At 65.5% G+C, this 14015-nt stretch carries 20 protein-coding genes; 15 read left to right on the top strand and 5 right to left on the bottom strand.

The window, feature by feature from the left end; genetic code table 11:
- Window positions 1–337 precede the first annotated feature (337 nt).
- The gene (locus ACFPIH_RS04335; protein WP_381168321.1) at window positions 338–1093 is read right to left on the bottom strand and encodes a GntR family transcriptional regulator; all 756 of its coding nucleotides are present in this window, start codon (window positions 1091–1093) and stop codon (window positions 338–340) included.
- Window positions 1094–1171: 78 nt separating this feature from the next.
- Here ACFPIH_RS04335 and ACFPIH_RS04330 point away from each other — a divergent pair, with 78 nt between their 5' ends.
- From ACFPIH_RS04330 to ACFPIH_RS04305, 6 genes are all read left to right on the top strand, one after another.
- Window positions 1172–1450, top strand: a complete 279-nt coding sequence (locus ACFPIH_RS04330) for a hypothetical protein (RefSeq protein WP_381168318.1) — start codon at window positions 1172–1174, stop codon at window positions 1448–1450.
- 12 nt (window positions 1451–1462) lie between these two features.
- Complete coding sequence (locus ACFPIH_RS04325) at window positions 1463–1771, top strand: hypothetical protein (RefSeq protein WP_381168316.1); 309 nt, start codon at window positions 1463–1465, stop codon at window positions 1769–1771.
- A 184-nt stretch (window positions 1772–1955) separates the two neighbouring features.
- The gene (locus tag ACFPIH_RS04320) at window positions 1956–2180 is read left to right on the top strand and encodes a hypothetical protein (RefSeq protein ID WP_381168314.1); all 225 of its coding nucleotides are present in this window, start codon (window positions 1956–1958) and stop codon (window positions 2178–2180) included.
- Window positions 2177–2920, top strand: a complete 744-nt coding sequence (locus ACFPIH_RS04315) for a GntR family transcriptional regulator (RefSeq protein ID WP_381168312.1) — start codon at window positions 2177–2179, stop codon at window positions 2918–2920. Before ACFPIH_RS04320 ends, ACFPIH_RS04315 begins: the two co-directional genes overlap by 4 nt.
- The gene (locus ACFPIH_RS04310) at window positions 2917–3219 is read left to right on the top strand and encodes a hypothetical protein (RefSeq protein ID WP_381168310.1); all 303 of its coding nucleotides are present in this window, start codon (window positions 2917–2919) and stop codon (window positions 3217–3219) included. The genes ACFPIH_RS04315 and ACFPIH_RS04310 overlap by 4 nt, the downstream gene beginning before the upstream one ends.
- A 438-nt stretch (window positions 3220–3657) precedes the next feature.
- Window positions 3658–4263 carry a hypothetical protein gene (locus tag ACFPIH_RS04305; protein WP_381168308.1) on the top strand — a complete coding sequence of 202 codons (606 nt, stop codon included), beginning with the start codon at window positions 3658–3660 and terminating at the stop codon, window positions 4261–4263.
- Between the two features lie 204 nt (window positions 4264–4467).
- On the opposite strand, the gene ACFPIH_RS04300 is transcribed toward ACFPIH_RS04305, so the two are convergent.
- The 4 genes from ACFPIH_RS04300 to ACFPIH_RS04285 form a co-directional block, all read right to left on the bottom strand.
- Window positions 4468–4953: a DUF4265 domain-containing protein gene (locus tag ACFPIH_RS04300; protein WP_381168306.1), complete on the bottom strand. Its 486-nt coding sequence runs from the start codon at window positions 4951–4953 to the stop codon at window positions 4468–4470.
- Between the two features lie 712 nt (window positions 4954–5665).
- Complete coding sequence (locus ACFPIH_RS04295) at window positions 5666–7525, bottom strand: tetratricopeptide repeat protein (RefSeq protein ID WP_381168304.1); 1860 nt, start codon at window positions 7523–7525, stop codon at window positions 5666–5668.
- Window positions 7526–8300: 775 nt separating this feature from the next.
- A complete protein-coding gene (locus ACFPIH_RS04290; RefSeq protein ID WP_381168302.1) occupies window positions 8301–8723 on the bottom strand; it encodes a hypothetical protein in 423 nt (140 codons plus the stop codon).
- Window positions 8724–9053: 330 nt separating this feature from the next.
- Window positions 9054–9518: an NUDIX hydrolase gene (locus ACFPIH_RS04285; RefSeq protein ID WP_381168300.1), complete on the bottom strand. Its 465-nt coding sequence runs from the start codon at window positions 9516–9518 to the stop codon at window positions 9054–9056.
- An 18-nt stretch (window positions 9519–9536) separates the two neighbouring features.
- On the opposite strand from ACFPIH_RS04285, the gene ACFPIH_RS04280 reads away from it, so the two are divergent.
- The 9 genes from ACFPIH_RS04280 to ACFPIH_RS04240 all read left to right on the top strand — a co-directional run bounded on the left by ACFPIH_RS04280 (window position 9537) and on the right by ACFPIH_RS04240 (window position 14006).
- On the top strand, window positions 9537–10316 hold the full coding sequence (locus ACFPIH_RS04280; protein ID WP_381168298.1) for a GntR family transcriptional regulator: 780 nt from the start codon (window positions 9537–9539) through the stop codon (window positions 10314–10316).
- A 138-nt stretch (window positions 10317–10454) separates the two neighbouring features.
- Complete coding sequence (locus ACFPIH_RS04275; protein WP_381168296.1) at window positions 10455–10811, top strand: SCO3933 family regulatory protein; 357 nt, start codon at window positions 10455–10457, stop codon at window positions 10809–10811.
- 1 nt (window position 10812) lies between these two features.
- Window positions 10813–12168, top strand: a complete 1356-nt coding sequence (locus ACFPIH_RS04270) for an FtsK/SpoIIIE domain-containing protein (RefSeq protein ID WP_381168294.1) — start codon at window positions 10813–10815, stop codon at window positions 12166–12168.
- 83 nt (window positions 12169–12251) lie between these two features.
- Window positions 12252–12452: a hypothetical protein gene (locus ACFPIH_RS04265; RefSeq protein ID WP_381168292.1), complete on the top strand. Its 201-nt coding sequence runs from the start codon at window positions 12252–12254 to the stop codon at window positions 12450–12452.
- On the top strand, window positions 12452–13108 hold the full coding sequence (locus ACFPIH_RS04260; RefSeq protein WP_381168290.1) for a DUF2637 domain-containing protein: 657 nt from the start codon (window positions 12452–12454) through the stop codon (window positions 13106–13108). Before ACFPIH_RS04265 ends, ACFPIH_RS04260 begins: the two co-directional genes overlap by 1 nt.
- Window positions 13109–13126: 18 nt before the next feature.
- The gene (locus tag ACFPIH_RS04255) at window positions 13127–13312 is read left to right on the top strand and encodes a hypothetical protein (RefSeq protein ID WP_381168288.1); all 186 of its coding nucleotides are present in this window, start codon (window positions 13127–13129) and stop codon (window positions 13310–13312) included.
- Between the two features lie 6 nt (window positions 13313–13318).
- Window positions 13319–13510 (top strand): mobile element transfer protein, encoded by a 192-nt coding sequence (locus tag ACFPIH_RS04250; protein ID WP_350820184.1) that lies wholly within the window; start codon window positions 13319–13321, stop codon window positions 13508–13510.
- 11 nt (window positions 13511–13521) lie between these two features.
- Window positions 13522–13677, top strand: coding sequence for a hypothetical protein (locus ACFPIH_RS04245; protein ID WP_189264482.1), 156 nt, complete (start codon window positions 13522–13524; stop codon window positions 13675–13677).
- An 11-nt stretch (window positions 13678–13688) separates the two neighbouring features.
- Complete coding sequence (locus ACFPIH_RS04240) at window positions 13689–14006, top strand: SpdD-like protein (RefSeq protein ID WP_381168285.1); 318 nt, start codon at window positions 13689–13691, stop codon at window positions 14004–14006.
- Window positions 14007–14015: the final 9 nt, after the last annotated feature.

Here is a 14015-nt window from a genome sequence, read left to right as displayed (position 1 = left end):
AGACCTGCCGGAGCGGGCCGCCGAGGCACGCCGACTCATGTCGGCGCTCTCGAAGGCTGAGAGCGCTGTGGCTCTAGCGGGGCCTGACATCGTGGCCGCGGAAGCCAAGTCAGTAACACGGGATTACGGGTTCATCCTGCGCAGCACCCTCGTGAGGCAAGGACTGGAGTCAGCCAGGCGGGGCGACATACCATCGCTCAGGCCTGCCCGTTGGCCGAGCCTGAGCCACTTCCGCGAGCAGGCACGATCCGCCCTGGACGACCCAGATGGAGCCCTGGGGCGGTAGCCGTAGCAGTCGTAGCAGCCGTCCCTAAGCAGATGACTTCGCCGGGTCCGCTTAGCGGTTGATCGGGATCTCATAGACGATCTCGCAGTGGGCGGCGGGCACCAAGATGTCCGCCGTCTCCACGGGCTGCCCTTCGTTGCTGTAGTACGTCCGCCGGATGTGCGTGACGAGTGCAGCCTTCTGGATGCCGAGTAGCGAGGCCTCCTCGGCGGTTGCTTGCCTCGGCTCCGGCTGCTCGACGGCGTGGCTGACGGTGATGCCGATCGCGGCCATCCGGTTCACCACGCCGGCTCCCGCGTGCGGGCCTCCCTCGGGGAGGACGACGAGTGTGCCGGCGGTGAGGTCGTACGGCTCCCAACTCGTCGACAGTTGCACCGGTCTGCCGTCCGCCAGGAACTCGTACGTCGTCCGGACGCACAGGTCGCCTTCGGCGATTCCGAGCCGCGCCGCGATCTCCGCCGGAGCCGGCACTTTGGCGTCCGTCCGGCTCTCCCAATCGCCCTGCCTGCCGAGTGCCTTCATGTCCGCCCGGAACGGCGAACCGCTGGGCTGTTCCCGTGCCGACGACCGGACGACCCGCACCCGCTGCCGGGGCTCGGCGACGTATGTGCCCGAACCGGCCCGGCCCTCCAACACGCCCTGGGAGATCAGCAACTCCTGTGCCCGGCGGACCACGTTCTCGCCCACGCCGCACTCCTGGCCGATCTGGGCGCGGGAGGGCAGGCGGTCTCCCGGCTCCCAGACGTGCTCCACGATCCGCCGCCGGAGTTCGTCGGCGATGCGGAGATAGGGCGGCTGCTCAGGCATATGGAAAATCTAGTCCACTAGCTCTAATCTAGTTAACTAGCTTCACTCAAAGTGATCGCTGGTGACGGAGGCTGCCCTGTGCCCGCTTCGGGAGTTAGCGCGGCGGCCATCGCCGCCCGGCTGTCCGCCCTCGGGCTGCTCACGCGAGTGGAGGAACACCCCCGGCACACGTCGGTGGAAGCGGAGGTACCGGAAGTGCTCTCCGCCGAGTCATGGCGGGAGGTCCTGGACGTGGTGGCCGTGGCCGACCGTTTCGGCCTCCTCGCCACCAGCCTGAACGGCCGCACCCTCTGGGCGGTCGTACGCAAAGCGGTCCCCACGACGGGCGATGTCGGGGGACCGGGCCATCAGCGATAGGAGCTGAACAGCGTGCTCAACCGTATCCGCCGTGCCGTCTCACTCACCAGGGCGCGGCACGCCCCCAAGGGCAGGCACCGCCGCCCCTTGACCCCCGTTCCGCCGTCGGCCGCTTCCCTTCTTGCGCCTGCTGACGCGTCGGCCGTCGTCCTGGGGCACGCTTCCGCCAGTGCGGACCACGAACACTCGCTCACGGGTGAGGACAACGCACTCGTCCGCCCATACGTGCTGGCCTGGGAGACCCGCGTGCGGACGCGTTCCGTGGTCGTAGCTCCCCATCCGTCGGCCGCGGCCTGGTCGACCCTCGCGGGAGTGAGCTGATGCCTCCTCGTCAACAGCCGCACATCACGGACACCTCGGTCGTCCCCTACCGGTCTACCGCCTGCTCCATCGGTACGCACCTTGCCTGCTCGGAGTCCTCTCCGGCCTCGGCGCCGGTCGACCTGCCGGTGATCTACGAGGCGTGCAGCTGCCCGTGCCACTCTGCGCTTACGGAGGTGCAGCGGTGAGCGACCGGACTCCCGGCGGCGCGCTGGTCTCCAACATTGAGGTCACCTCGAACACCGTGCAACGCGGCGACATCATCCAGGTCGGCGGCCAAGCCTGCCGGGTGAGTGACCTCTTCCAACTCCCGCAAGGCGCCAAGCAGATCCTCTTTGAGTCGGGAGAGCTGCTGACCATACACATGCGGACCCGGCTCGTTGCCGTGCGAATGCTGAGAAGGCGGTGACCGCGTCCGTGCCTACTCGCCGGCACGACATCGCCGACGACCTCCGGTCCCAGATCATGACCGGCCGAATCCAGCCCGGCGAACGCCTCCCCTCTGAAGCCGGCCTGGCCGACCGGTACAAGGTCAGCACGGCGACGCTGCGGGGTGCTCTCGCGGTGCTCCAGGGGGAAGGTCTCGTCGAGAAGATCCACGGCAAGGGCAACTTCGTCCGGCGCCCCCTCCGCAAGATCCTTTACGTCGGCGGCTGGGGGACGCTGGACCCGTGGACCGCAGCTGAGCCAGCCCTGAGCGTCACCGTTCGCACCGCCACTGTTCGGGCTCACGGGCATCTGACGACTCTGCTGAAGGTGCCGACGGGTAGCCCCCTCGCCGAGTTCTCCTGCGTCAGCCTCGAAGGGGAGTCACCGCACGGGCTGGCCCGCATCTACGTCCCGCGTGACCTGGCACCGGCCGGTGTGCTCGATGACGCGTCCTCGTGCCGAGAGGCGGTCACGAGATTCGCGGTCACCGGTCCACTGCCGGCTGCCGTCCAGGAGACGGTATGCGCTCGCCCACCGACACCGGACGAAGCGTCCTCGCTCCGGATCGGCTCCGCTGGGGCGGTCCTGGCGATCACACGCATCGCGACCGACTCCGCTGGTCGGGTCGTCGAAGCCGCGCTCTTGGTCTTCCCGGGGGATCGCGTGGACGCGGTCTTCACCAGCCACCACATGATCGATGAGAGGCAGACGCAAGGATGACGGCACGAAACGAGATGCGACTTCTGCCGTGGTCGGGCCCTGAGGGCAAGCCCTGCTACCTGAGCACCGACGACCGGGCCGGCTACATGTCCCGCCTGGCGGACAACATTGAAGCGGCCCAACTCGGCACGGCGGCTGAACTGCTGGAACAGGCCTCCGAAACCCTCAACGACCAGGACACGGACCCGGAGGAGGTGCAACGGTTGGCGCAGGAACTGACCGGAGCCCTGCGGGATGTCCTCCGCGTCGCCACCAGCCGCGGTCACCTCCTGGCGGTGAGCGAACAGCACAGCTCCTGAAGGCAGAGCCGCAAGGCGGCGCATTCCACACGGGGAGGGAATCCGGGCACCAACCCGGGCTTCCTCCCCGTCGTGCTATGCCGCTCATGACGGCGGGGAGAGGCACCACGGGCTGCCAATCGCCCTGGAACCACAAGTAGCTGCCCGGGGTCCCGGCGCATTGCTCCAACATCGCTGCCAGGTCGTCCACGGCGGCGCGCTGGCGCTCATCGCCGCACCGCTGCCTCAGAGAGTGGCTCTCTCCGAGGGCGGCGGCTGACTCCCGGGTTGGATGGTTGCCGGGGCCTGCTTGGCGGGTCGGGGCAATGCTGACGGGTGTAGACGGTGATGGAGGGTCGATATCGGTGCTGTTCATCGCTGCTCTGCCGCGGCGCTCGTGGCGATGGTGCGGCTAGGGTCGGCGTCAGGTGATCAGCGTCATGACTGAGGTGGGCACGGATGGCGACCTGGCAGGATTTGGAAGCCGAGTTGGTAAGCCGGCTGGCTGATGCGTCCCCGGATGAGCGCGTTGTGTTCGCCGTCGGGGTGGCGGAGCGGCTGATGCGGGCCCAGGAGGCTCTGCCGGCTGATGAGCAGGCGGAGTACGCCCTCGGACTTCGACCGTTGCTCAATGCTCTGTGGGAAGCGGCGTTGGGTAATTCAATGGCGTTCGGAGAGATCAAGCACGGGGTGGGTGAGTACCTCCTGAGCGAGTACTGCCACAACGATGGGCAGGATGGTCCCGGTGACGCCGACGAGCCGGCGGCGGCCGCGGTGCTCTACGCCGCGGTGGCCTATTTGTTCGGCACGGGTGATCTGACCTCGGTGGTGAGCAGTCGTGCCGTAGAGGCTGTGGACGAGCGCTTGAACACGGGGGACAGCTACGCCGACGACCCTGACGAGGTCCTCACCGCCGAGCTGCACCGTCAGCTTCATGACCTGGCCCTCATCAGCCGGCACAGCGCATCCTTGCGTCACGCGAGCCTGGGGCTCGACATTGAGACCTCCGCCCGACTGCACCGCGTCCTGCGCATCCCCCTGTCATCCATCGAGGCTGACGCATAGGCAACGCACACCGCTCCGGAAGCCCGCCCCTTGGCCCCCGCGTATTTCTGCTGGTCAACGATGCCTTCGGAAGCCGCAGCGTGTCCCAGTCCGACATGGTCCACGGGGCTAAGTCTGTTGCCATGAGCTTCCTTCGGCTTCGAGCGTGGCCACAAGCTGATGGGCGGCCCAGGGACGGTCCAGCCGTGGGTCTCCTGGACGGTGTCAGCCGGCGGACGTGGCCTGCCACTGCGCGGTGATGCACCCCACTTCCATGTCCCACCACTCCTCGGCAACACCGTGGTTGAGCAGCCGTTGCACCTTGGCGAGATCGGCGCTGGGTGGAACGTCCAGGGCGACCATGCCGAACCGCTCTATGCCCTCGCCGTCGACGCCGAGTTCCTTGAACGCGTCGATCACGCTCTGCCGTGCGGCTCCCGAACCGCCGTCACGGAACACGATCAGGCGGATGGTGCACTTCTCGGATCGCCGAACCACCTCGCCGGCCCACCGCACGCCCTCCTCGTCGATCTCGGTGGCCACGATGTCCCCGCAGGCAATGCCCCGAACGAACCAGGGGCTGTTGTCGAGCCGTGCGGTGCCATCGCCCTGGTCGACGGCCCACAGACTCTCGACCGACGCCGGTGGCCAGTCGTCCTCGATCTCAAGCCGGAAGTGCACCTTCACGTATGGGCCTTCGGGGTTCGTCATGGTGCCCAGGATGCACAGTCCTGCCGCACCGGCCGCGGGTGGGTGCCCGGAGACGTCTGCTCAGAGGTGGACACGGGTTCGTCTGCGCCTCAGCCGACGACAGTCAGCCACGACGGCGGGTGCGCCGACCAACCAGGCGCGCGTATGCCTCGCTGCACCCCCACCGACCTCAGCCACGCTGCTCGGTGACGCTCGTCAGAGCAAGCCGCGACGGCGGAGGCTTGGTGGGCGACGCCCTTGGGTAATGACTTCTTCGTCCCGAAGCAACTTGGGTGGGGGCGCTGCCTTGGGCTGGTGTGCCTCTCACCTGCGCTGACCGTCCGCTGACGTTCGCGGTCGTCCGCTGTTGTTCGTCGGCGTTGTCACGCAGTTACACACTCACCCTCGCTGCCCTTGCGATGCGGGAAGCACCGGTGCGGGAGCGCTGACGGCTGTCCTACGATCATTCTGCCTGCGTCGGTCGGCGCGCTGTAGACCCCAGCACCGGCCCGTTGTGGAGGGGGCCAGCCCGTTCGAGCCGGGCCAGGTGGGCTGACATCTGCCATGCGGTCCGATGCGCGGTTCGTCTGTGCCGAAGCCGACGAAAGCCAGCCACGACGGCGGGTGTGTCAACCGATCAGGCGCGCGTGTGCCTCGCTGCACCCCCACCGGCCTCAGCCACGCTGTCGGGGTGTGGCGTCGACCAGAGCAAGCTGCGGCGGCCGGACCGCGATCACTGATCCAGAGCCCTCAGCTTGGGAACCTGCGATCCCCGATCGAGCCGCTGGCCTTCGCTGCGATTCCCTGGCGCATACTTTAGCAGAAACGAAAGGTATTCTTTAGCGTCCTCGTCTCCCTTTTCGACTCCCTTCCTGCACCATTCCTCGCTCTGGCTCAAATTGCCTTCCAGCCAGTACAGGCGTCCAAGCCTTGATGCAGCCTCGAACTCGTCGTGAGTGAAGGCTTCCTGATACAAGTCCTTAGCCTTCTCGACGTTGCCGCGGTGCTCGAAAATCATGCCAAGGTGAAGATATGCGTGACCGTCACCATCTTCTGCTGCTATCCGGTAGTAAGGTGTGGCTTTCTTCGGTTCACCCCTTCGTTCGTAAATGTATCCAAGTCTGACCCCAGCGCTTTTGTCGCCCAGGTCGACGGCCTTTTGGAGCCACAGAATTGCCAGGTTCGTTCGCCCTAGATCCTCCTGCACGCGGCCCATTTCCTTGTAGGCTGGCCGATGCCCTTCGCGAACCAGCTCACGAAGCATTCGAATTGCTGCCGAGAAGCGTCCCGTCATTCTGTACAAATGGGCGAGGCCGCTCCGCGCCTTACCGTCTTGCTTCTCAATTGCAGAGAGGTAAAGATCTTCCGCCTCGTCGTACCGCTCTGCGTTGGAAAGTAGATTCGCCAGGTTGGTAATAGATCGATAATCTCCGAGCTCGATTGCTTTCCTGTAGGCATTTTCCGCCTCGTTCACAGCATTGGCGCGCGAGAGGTAGAACGCGAGGTTAAAGTAGCCGGCCGCATGATCAGGATGTTCTGCGATGTACTTCTTCGATGACTCCTGAGCCTTTTCGTGATCCCGCAGCCCAGAATGACAGTAAGCTATGCTGAGCAACGCGTTGTGATCATTTTCGCGAACGGCTATCTGAAATTGTGGAATCGCCTGCGTATATTCTCTTCTGCGAAGGTGTATGAGACCTAGGCCAGCAGCTGCCTTGCCAGGCAGAATCGTCACATTTTCTCGGTAGATCTTCTCGGCCTGATCGATCTCTCCCTTGGCCATGCAGATGTCAGCGCGCAGTACCTTTGCCGACTTTAGCCCTTTTTCTTCAGCGATTAGACACCAAGAATCTGCCTCGTCGATACGGTTCTGATGCAGGAGAACGATGGCGAGGCCAAAGGCTGCCTTTTCCTCGCCCCTTTGGGCCGCAAGCCCCAAGTACCTCTCAGCCTGTGCACTGTCATTCTTCTGCATGTAAACGTAGCCGAGGTTTACAAGAGCACGAACATTCCCGCTATTAGCCGATCTCTCATACCATGCTTCAGCTTGGTCGTAGTTCCCAGCTGCGGCAAATACGTATCCGAGGCGAAACGCTCCCTTGCCTTCTGCATCTGAATCTTCTGCGATGCGATACGCTCTCTCTGCAAGATCTGTTCTGCCAGTCTTTGCGGCATACTCGCCGACTGTGTGAAAGTCGAAATCCCACCCTCCCGAGAGAACCTCATCCCAGATGATGTCGGGAATCTCTTGAAGGGTCTCTGAGTTCGCCACCTTGTCAACTAGATAGTCGAACGCTTTATAGGTACCTGCCTCGTACGGAACAAGGAGGCTAGTAGTGGCGTGCAGAGGATCTGTAGCCCAGGAAATTGCCTGCTCAAAGGATTCTGGACGGAGTCGCATCCCGCCATTCTGTTGCAGATAATATTCGTGAACTTTGAGGAGTTCTCCGACTCCTACAGGTTTGCTTATTCCTGCTCGTTTGAAGTCGATAGCTGAAGCCACCAAGGCGGCGGCGCGCGGGTGCCCGCCTGGAGCCCATGCATTTCTCCACTCTTCGTAGAGTTGTGGTCCAGCTGCGAGGTATTCTGCCACCCCATATTCATCGGCGTGACTTAATGCATCTGTCATTCTGGGGTCGGAGCTGGTTTGGGCTCGACTAATTTCTTCTGCGGACCATCGGCGATCAAGAAAGAATTTACTGGCTCGACTCATGATCTGGCGAGCATTTCGAACGAGCAAACGTTCGGTACTAAAGGCGGAGCGATCTTCACGGATTGACAGCTCGTTATAACGTTCAGCCCTAATAGTGGCTAGTACTATCCCGTTATTCTCTGTGATTTCGTCGATTGTCCGAACGGAGACAGCTGGTGGCGCCAAGAAGACGTCTAGATCATCGAGCCACAGGAGTAGTTGGGTGCTATGTCTCAGTAATTCAGATGCGATGCCGGTTTCACTTCCATCAAAAGGCATGAAGACTCGGTAATCGCCGAGCAGACGCTGTGCCGCTTCAAAGGCAGTCCTAGATTTCCCAGCGGTAGAGTCGCCTACCAACAGTAGGAAGCAACCGGGCCGGATCGCTTGGAGAATATCCTGATCAACATCGCGCCCAACGTACTCGACATACCTACTGTCTTCCCGGTTCGGCGCGGGATGGACACCCCATTTAACGGGGTCAGTATTTTCGCTAACAAGCGGCCAAAAATGCAGGCTAGCTAGGCGTGCGCTAGTAATCGCGGCGCCTAGGTTGCCATCGCTATTTGCGCCGAGGTAGATCTGTACGCCGTGCTCTTGCTGGAAAGTCGTTGCGTGATCATGCGCATGCGTGACTTTACCGGTCAGATGAGCGGTTCTCGAAGAAAAAGGACCTTCACTCATTGCTGCTTGCCGAGCCGTAGTAATTTTGGACACCGGAAGATTGTTGGAATACCACGGCGTTATCCTTGGCTACGGCGTTCTGGGTCACTCTTTGGCTGCTTGTGCCTGCGTCTTCGCCTAGCTCGCCCAAAAGGTTACGCAGGTCGTTGGCCATTTCTGGGTTGGCCAGAAGAGCTTGACGGAATCGCGCTTTCCACACTTCTGCCGTTACCCGAGAAGTGTCAGAGGTCCCTTCGAGGATTTCCCTGCGAGATTCTTCCAGATCACCTTCAATGATCTGGACGTCTCCTTCACTATCGCGGCCTAGGAGTCTTGCGAACTTCCCCTTCGTAGCTTGCCACGCATCGGAAACCATGCACGATAGGAGTGCTTGCGCGGCAGGTGTCGCCATCTGCAGGATCTCGAGCTCGCTCATGCGTCTCCCTGGGTGATTTTCGTGTCTACAGGTGTATCAGCAGTTGACGTGGTGCACCACCGGATCCGAGGGACTGTGGGACGACTCGGCGGAGCGGGGCCAGGTGGGGGCCCTGCTCGGTCCGGGGGCGGACATGATCAGGTTGCATCAGTTGACAGGAGTGGATTGGAAAGGTGGTTCCTCTCGTTGGCATCAGACCGCTGACCCTCCTGAGTGCGGCACGGACACCGGTCGGGCTGGAGCGGGACGGAGGCAGGAGCGCAGGCCCGGCCGGGGGCCGGGCCGCGCGCGGGGAGCGGAGCGAGCCGCCTTGATGATGGAGAGAAGGTCTTATCCCGCTGGGATGAGGTGCTTGCCGTCGTGGCTGCGGACGTGGGGGCCGTTGCCGTCCAGGGCGTCCAGGAGTCTGATGGCGAAAGCTTCGGACATGCGGTGGCTGACCTCGTCGGGGGTGAGCCAGGAGACGGCGGTGGATTCGCTGGAGGTGCGTTCGGTGCCGCCGGAGGGCTTGCAGCGGAAGACCAGGGCGACGATGCCTCGGGTCATGTTCTTGTAGACGCCGGTGAGTTCGTCGATCTCGACGTGGATGCCTGTCTCCTCCAGGACCTCGCGGGCGACGCCGGCCTCTGGGGTCTCGTTGAGTTCGAGGATGCCGCCGGGGAGTTCCCAGGTGCCGTTGTCGGCTCGGCGGATTGCCAGGAGGCGGCCGTCCTCGCGCACCACTACTCCGGCTACGGACACGGAGTGCAGGGGAGAGGTGCTCGCTTCCTGTGGTTGACTCATATAGAGGAGCATAGGAGGCAGAGAAGGACTATGGGAACTGCGGCGGGAGGGGTCGGTTCCGGGCCTCGGTATGTGCAGATCGCGGAAGAGCTCGTGCAGCAGATCCGGGCGGGGGTCCTCAAGCCCGGTGACATGGTGCCGAGTGAATCTGAGCTGGTGGACCGCTACGGCGTGTCCGGCGGGACGATCCGTAAGGCCATGGTCGAGGTGCGGGCGAGCGGATTGGTGGAGACCCGGCACGGCAAGGGGTCGATCGTGAAGAACCGGCCTCCGGTGCGGCACCGCTCCTCCGATCGCTTCCGGCGCTCGCTCCGGCAAGGTGGGCAAGCGGCCTATCTCGCGGAGTCCGCGCAGTCCGGGGCCACGGCCAAAGTGAGCGTCCTCTACATCGGGCCGATGGAGGCTCCCGAGGATGCTGCCCAACGGCTGGGTGTCCCCGCCGGTACGCAGGTGCTGGCTCGCCGGCGCCTGTACTTCCGTAACGGCACCCCGGTCGAGACCGCCACGTCCTACCTTCCTTGGGACGTCGTAAAAGACATCCCGGAGCTGTTCGCCGAGAACCCCGGCGGCGGTGGCATCTACGCCCGACTCGAAGACCATGGGCATGAGTTCTCGGAGTTCGTCGAGACACTGCAAGCGCGGTCGGCCTCGAAGGCGGAGGCCTCGGAGCTGGCGCTGAGCCCAGGTGCGCCGGTAGTCCACCTGATCCGGGAGGCCCGTACGGCTGCGGGTCTCGTGGTGGAGGTGTGCGACACGCTCATGGCCGCTGACCAGTTCGTTTTCGAGTACCGGATCCCTGCGGACGACTGACACCCACTCAACTCCTCACAGCCCGTCGCGAGTTCTTTTCCGCGGCGGGTTGACTCATGTACAGGAGTGAGGCACTCTTCTTCATGTCACTCATGTATATGAGTGACGGAGTTCATCATCTATAGAGGAGTGGTCTCAGTGCGTCAGATTCCCGTCGACACCTCCGGCGCGGTCGTCATGGTCGCCAAGTCCCCGCAGGTCAAGGTCAAGGACCGCCGTACCGGTGAGATCGCCACCGATTCGGAGAGCGGGGCAAAGCTGATGACGGTCGACGTGATGTTCGCGGCGAACGAGGAGGTGGAGATCCTGTCCATCACCGTCCCGGAGCCGGGCATCTCCGGTGAGCTGGCCATGGGCACGCCGGTCGCGCTCACGGGCCTGATCGCCCGCCCGTGGGAGAACGACTTCAACGGCCAGAGGCGGCACGGCATCGCGTTCCGCGCGGTCGCGGTGACCTCGCTCGCCAACGCCGCCACAGGGTCCAAGGCGGCCTGACATGACCGGTTTCACGGTCGCTCTGGTGCTGGTCGTCGCCGCCGTGGGTCTCCTGCGGTGGCGGCGCCCCGCCTGGTACTGGTTGACCTTCGGGGTCACGCTGGCCGTGGTGCGGGTCCTGATCCGGTACGGCTCCGTCATGGACGCGTGCGGGCTGACCGTCCCGCCGGCCCGATGGCGGCTCGCCCTGGCCCGTGCCGCCAACCGGCCGATGCCGGAGCCGCGTCCGCCGCGTATCCTGCGGCTGCGGCCGACCCGCACCGGTCTTGTCCTACGGCTCAAGCTCCGCCCCGGACAGGACGCCTTCGACATCGCCGCCGCCTCGGACCGGCTCCGGCACTCGTTCTCGATGTACGGCGTGACCTCGCGTGAGCTGCGGTCCGGCGTCGTCGAGGTGCGGATGACCGGCTACGACGTGCTCAAGCGGGTGCAGATGCCTGCCGAGACCGACTCGCGGCCGATGCGGGTGCCGGTTGCCCTGCGGCAGGACGGCTCGGTGCACTACCGCGACTACCGGGCGATACCCCACGCCCTCACCCTCGGCGCCACGGAGTCCGGTAAGTCCGTCTACCAACGCAACCTGGTCGCCGGACTCGCCCCGATGGACGTTGCTCTCGTCGGTATCGACTGCAAGCAGGGAGTCGAGCTGTTCCCGCTGGCCCGCCGGTTTTCCGCGCTGGCCGACAATCCCGAGACCGCCGCCGAACTGCTCGACGCGCTTGTGGCGCGGATGGGAGACGTCTATCAGCTCATCCGTGCCCAGCAGCGGATCACCTCCGACGTGCCGGACGCGGAGATCGCCGCCGACATCTGGGACCTACCCGACGACCTGCGACCGACTCCGGTCGTCGTCCTGGTCGACGAGGTCGCCGAACTCGCCCTGTACGCAAGCAAGGAGGAGGAGAAGCGGCGGGACCGCATCGTCACCGCCCTGGCCCGCCTCGCCCAGCTCGGCCGCGCGGCCGGCATCTACCTCGAAATCTGCGGGCAGCGCTTCGGCTCCGAACTCGGCAAGGGCATCACCATGCTCCGCGCCCAGCTCACCGGCCGTACCGCCCACCGCGTCAACGACGAATCCTCCGCCAACATGGCCTTCGGCGACATCTCTCCGGACGCCGTCCTCGCCGCCATCCAAATCCCGGCGGAGATGCGCGGGCTCGCCATCGCGGGTGACTCCTCCGGAGGCTGGCACCGCATCCGTGCCCCGCACACCTCGCTCCGCCAGGCCGTGAACATCTGCAACCGGCACGCAGACCGGACCCCGGACCTGCCTGAGCTGGCCCCCTTCCGGCCCGCCCTCCTCGGCTCCGACGTCGCGCCCGTGCCGCTGGTCAAGGTCACCTCGGCCACCGCCTGATCTCTGCCGCATTCCCACGGTCGGCGTGACCGCCTTCGCGCCAAGTCCCTACCCCCGCCATGCCTCATGAAGGGAGAACCGCCATGTGCCCGGACTGCGAGGACTTCGCCCGGACCGTGCTCCTGCTCGGCCAACTCGCCCTGTACGCCGACATGAACGGCGCCGACCTCGACTTCGTGGAAGCCGTCAGCACGTCCCTCGCCGTCTCGCTGCCCGAGCCGCCGCCCGGCACCTTCCCGGACGGCTACGACCCCGACGGCCCTGCCTACCCGGACGACGTCTGATGGCCGCCCGTCACGGTCTCCATGTCGACGCGGTGCTGATTCAGGCCGTGATCGCCGGTGCCCTGTCCTTCGCCCACCTGCACGACCTGGCCGCGGCTGCCGGACAGAACGGCTGGAAGGCGTGGGCCTACCCGGTCAGTGTCGACCTGCTCTTGGTCGCGGCCTGGCGGCGCCTACGCAGTGAGGGGCCGTCCCGGTTGGCCTGGTGCTGGTTCCTCATCGCCCTGTTCGCCTCGCTCGGCGCTAACGTCGCCACCGCCGGGTTCCTCGACCTGACCGACCCGCCTGGCCTGCTCCGCCTCGGCATCGCCGGATGGCCTGCACTCGCCTTCCTCGGCGGAACGCTCCTCGCTCACTCGTCGGCTGCGGAGCCGAAGTCGGAGCCGGTTCCGCCGACACCCGTCCCGGACACACCGGACGCCGATCCCCGGCTACCGGAAGCAGCCGTGCCCGAGCCTGACGCGGTCCCGGTCCCGTCCCCTGCTCCCGCCTCGACCGCCGCCCCGCCGGTCCCTGCCGTCCTGGTCGACCACGCCCGCAAGGTCGCCGACGAATACCGCGCCCGTACCGGCTCCCCGATCGACCCCGAAACCCTGCGCTCCCGGCTCGGCGTCCCGCCCCACCTCGCCGACGCCATCGCCGCCCACCTCGCCTGACTGCAAGGGAGAACAGAGATGACCTCCGACCCGGCCGGCTTGACCGTGGCCGACTACCTCGACGCGGCGCGGGACATGGCTGCTGCTGAACGCCCCTTCCTCGCTCACCTGCTCGCTGAGGAAGCCGCACGACGCGTCGACGACCCGGACGCCGCCCAGAGCATCCGTGCCCAGTATTCCAACCCCACCGCCCAAAGGGACTGATCAGGGATGCCTGCCCGCGACAACTTCCACTCCCTGATGCGGATCGGCCCCGTGCAGATCGGCACCCACCGCGACCGCAATGGCCGGACCGTGCACGCCGCCGTCTGCACCGCCGACCGCTGCGGCTGGTCCGCCGACTACTCCAGCCAGACCGCCGCCCAGCTCGCCGCCCGCACCCACCGCTGCCGCGTCCGCTAGGAGACACCGCCATGCAGGTCCCGCTCTGGTTCGCCCTCGCCGTCGTCGGCTACCTCGGCTGCAAGCTCATCCGCCCGCCGCTCTGGCTGGTCCTGGTGCTGCTCCTCGGTGGCTACCTCATCGCCGACACCCTGCTCGCCCCCGTCATCGACACCGCCATCAAGTAGGGAGACCCGCCATGCTCCGCCCCAAGATCCCCACCATGCCCACGCCGACCGGGCTCGTCTTCCCGCCCGTCGTCATCGAGCCGACCAACGCCACCCCGGGCACCCCGGTCCCGCCACCGACGCCCGTCGCCCCGGCCCCGTCCCGCCCGGTCGTCCAGCTCACCCCCGGCACCGCCCTCGCCCTCGTCGGCGCCGGCACGGCCGTCGTCCTGGTCCTCGGCGCCGTCCTGGTCTCGCTGCTCCTGGCGGTCGCCATCACCGGCGCCTCGGTCGCCGTCTGCGCCGTCGTCCTGCGCTCCCTGCTTGCCTCCGACGCCAAACGCCGCTGACCGGCCCCC

It is taken from the genome of Streptomyces vulcanius (assembly GCF_042653945.1).
In the GTDB taxonomy this organism is placed as follows: Bacteria; Actinomycetota; Actinomycetes; order Streptomycetales; family Streptomycetaceae; genus Streptomyces; species Streptomyces mangrovi.
The sequence above is the reverse complement of the archived record's forward strand: the minus strand, read 5'-3'. Positions and strand labels throughout refer to the sequence as shown.

Coding starts and splice junctions, on each gene's coding strand:
- ACFPIH_RS04255 (WP_381168288.1), top strand. CDS start 13,127: ATGACCTCCGACCCGGCCGGCTTGACCGTGGCCGACTACCTCGACGCG.
- ACFPIH_RS04305 (WP_381168308.1), top strand. CDS start 3,658: ATGGCGACCTGGCAGGATTTGGAAGCCGAGTTGGTAAGCCGGCTGGCT.
- ACFPIH_RS04285 (WP_381168300.1), bottom strand. CDS start 9,518: ATGCTCCTCTATATGAGTCAACCACAGGAAGCGAGCACCTCTCCCCTG.
- ACFPIH_RS04300 (WP_381168306.1), bottom strand. CDS start 4,953: ATGACGAACCCCGAAGGCCCATACGTGAAGGTGCACTTCCGGCTTGAG.
- ACFPIH_RS04335 (WP_381168321.1), bottom strand. CDS start 1,093: ATGCCTGAGCAGCCGCCCTATCTCCGCATCGCCGACGAACTCCGGCGG.
- ACFPIH_RS04280 (WP_381168298.1), top strand. CDS start 9,537: ATGGGAACTGCGGCGGGAGGGGTCGGTTCCGGGCCTCGGTATGTGCAG.
- ACFPIH_RS04250 (WP_350820184.1), top strand. CDS start 13,319: ATGCCTGCCCGCGACAACTTCCACTCCCTGATGCGGATCGGCCCCGTG.
- ACFPIH_RS04310 (WP_381168310.1), top strand. CDS start 2,917: ATGACGGCACGAAACGAGATGCGACTTCTGCCGTGGTCGGGCCCTGAG.
- ACFPIH_RS04270 (WP_381168294.1), top strand. CDS start 10,813: ATGACCGGTTTCACGGTCGCTCTGGTGCTGGTCGTCGCCGCCGTGGGT.
- ACFPIH_RS04240 (WP_381168285.1), top strand. CDS start 13,689: ATGCTCCGCCCCAAGATCCCCACCATGCCCACGCCGACCGGGCTCGTC.
- ACFPIH_RS04260 (WP_381168290.1), top strand. CDS start 12,452: ATGGCCGCCCGTCACGGTCTCCATGTCGACGCGGTGCTGATTCAGGCC.
- ACFPIH_RS04290 (WP_381168302.1), bottom strand. CDS start 8,723: ATGAGCGAGCTCGAGATCCTGCAGATGGCGACACCTGCCGCGCAAGCA.
- ACFPIH_RS04245 (WP_189264482.1), top strand. CDS start 13,522: ATGCAGGTCCCGCTCTGGTTCGCCCTCGCCGTCGTCGGCTACCTCGGC.
- ACFPIH_RS04265 (WP_381168292.1), top strand. CDS start 12,252: ATGTGCCCGGACTGCGAGGACTTCGCCCGGACCGTGCTCCTGCTCGGC.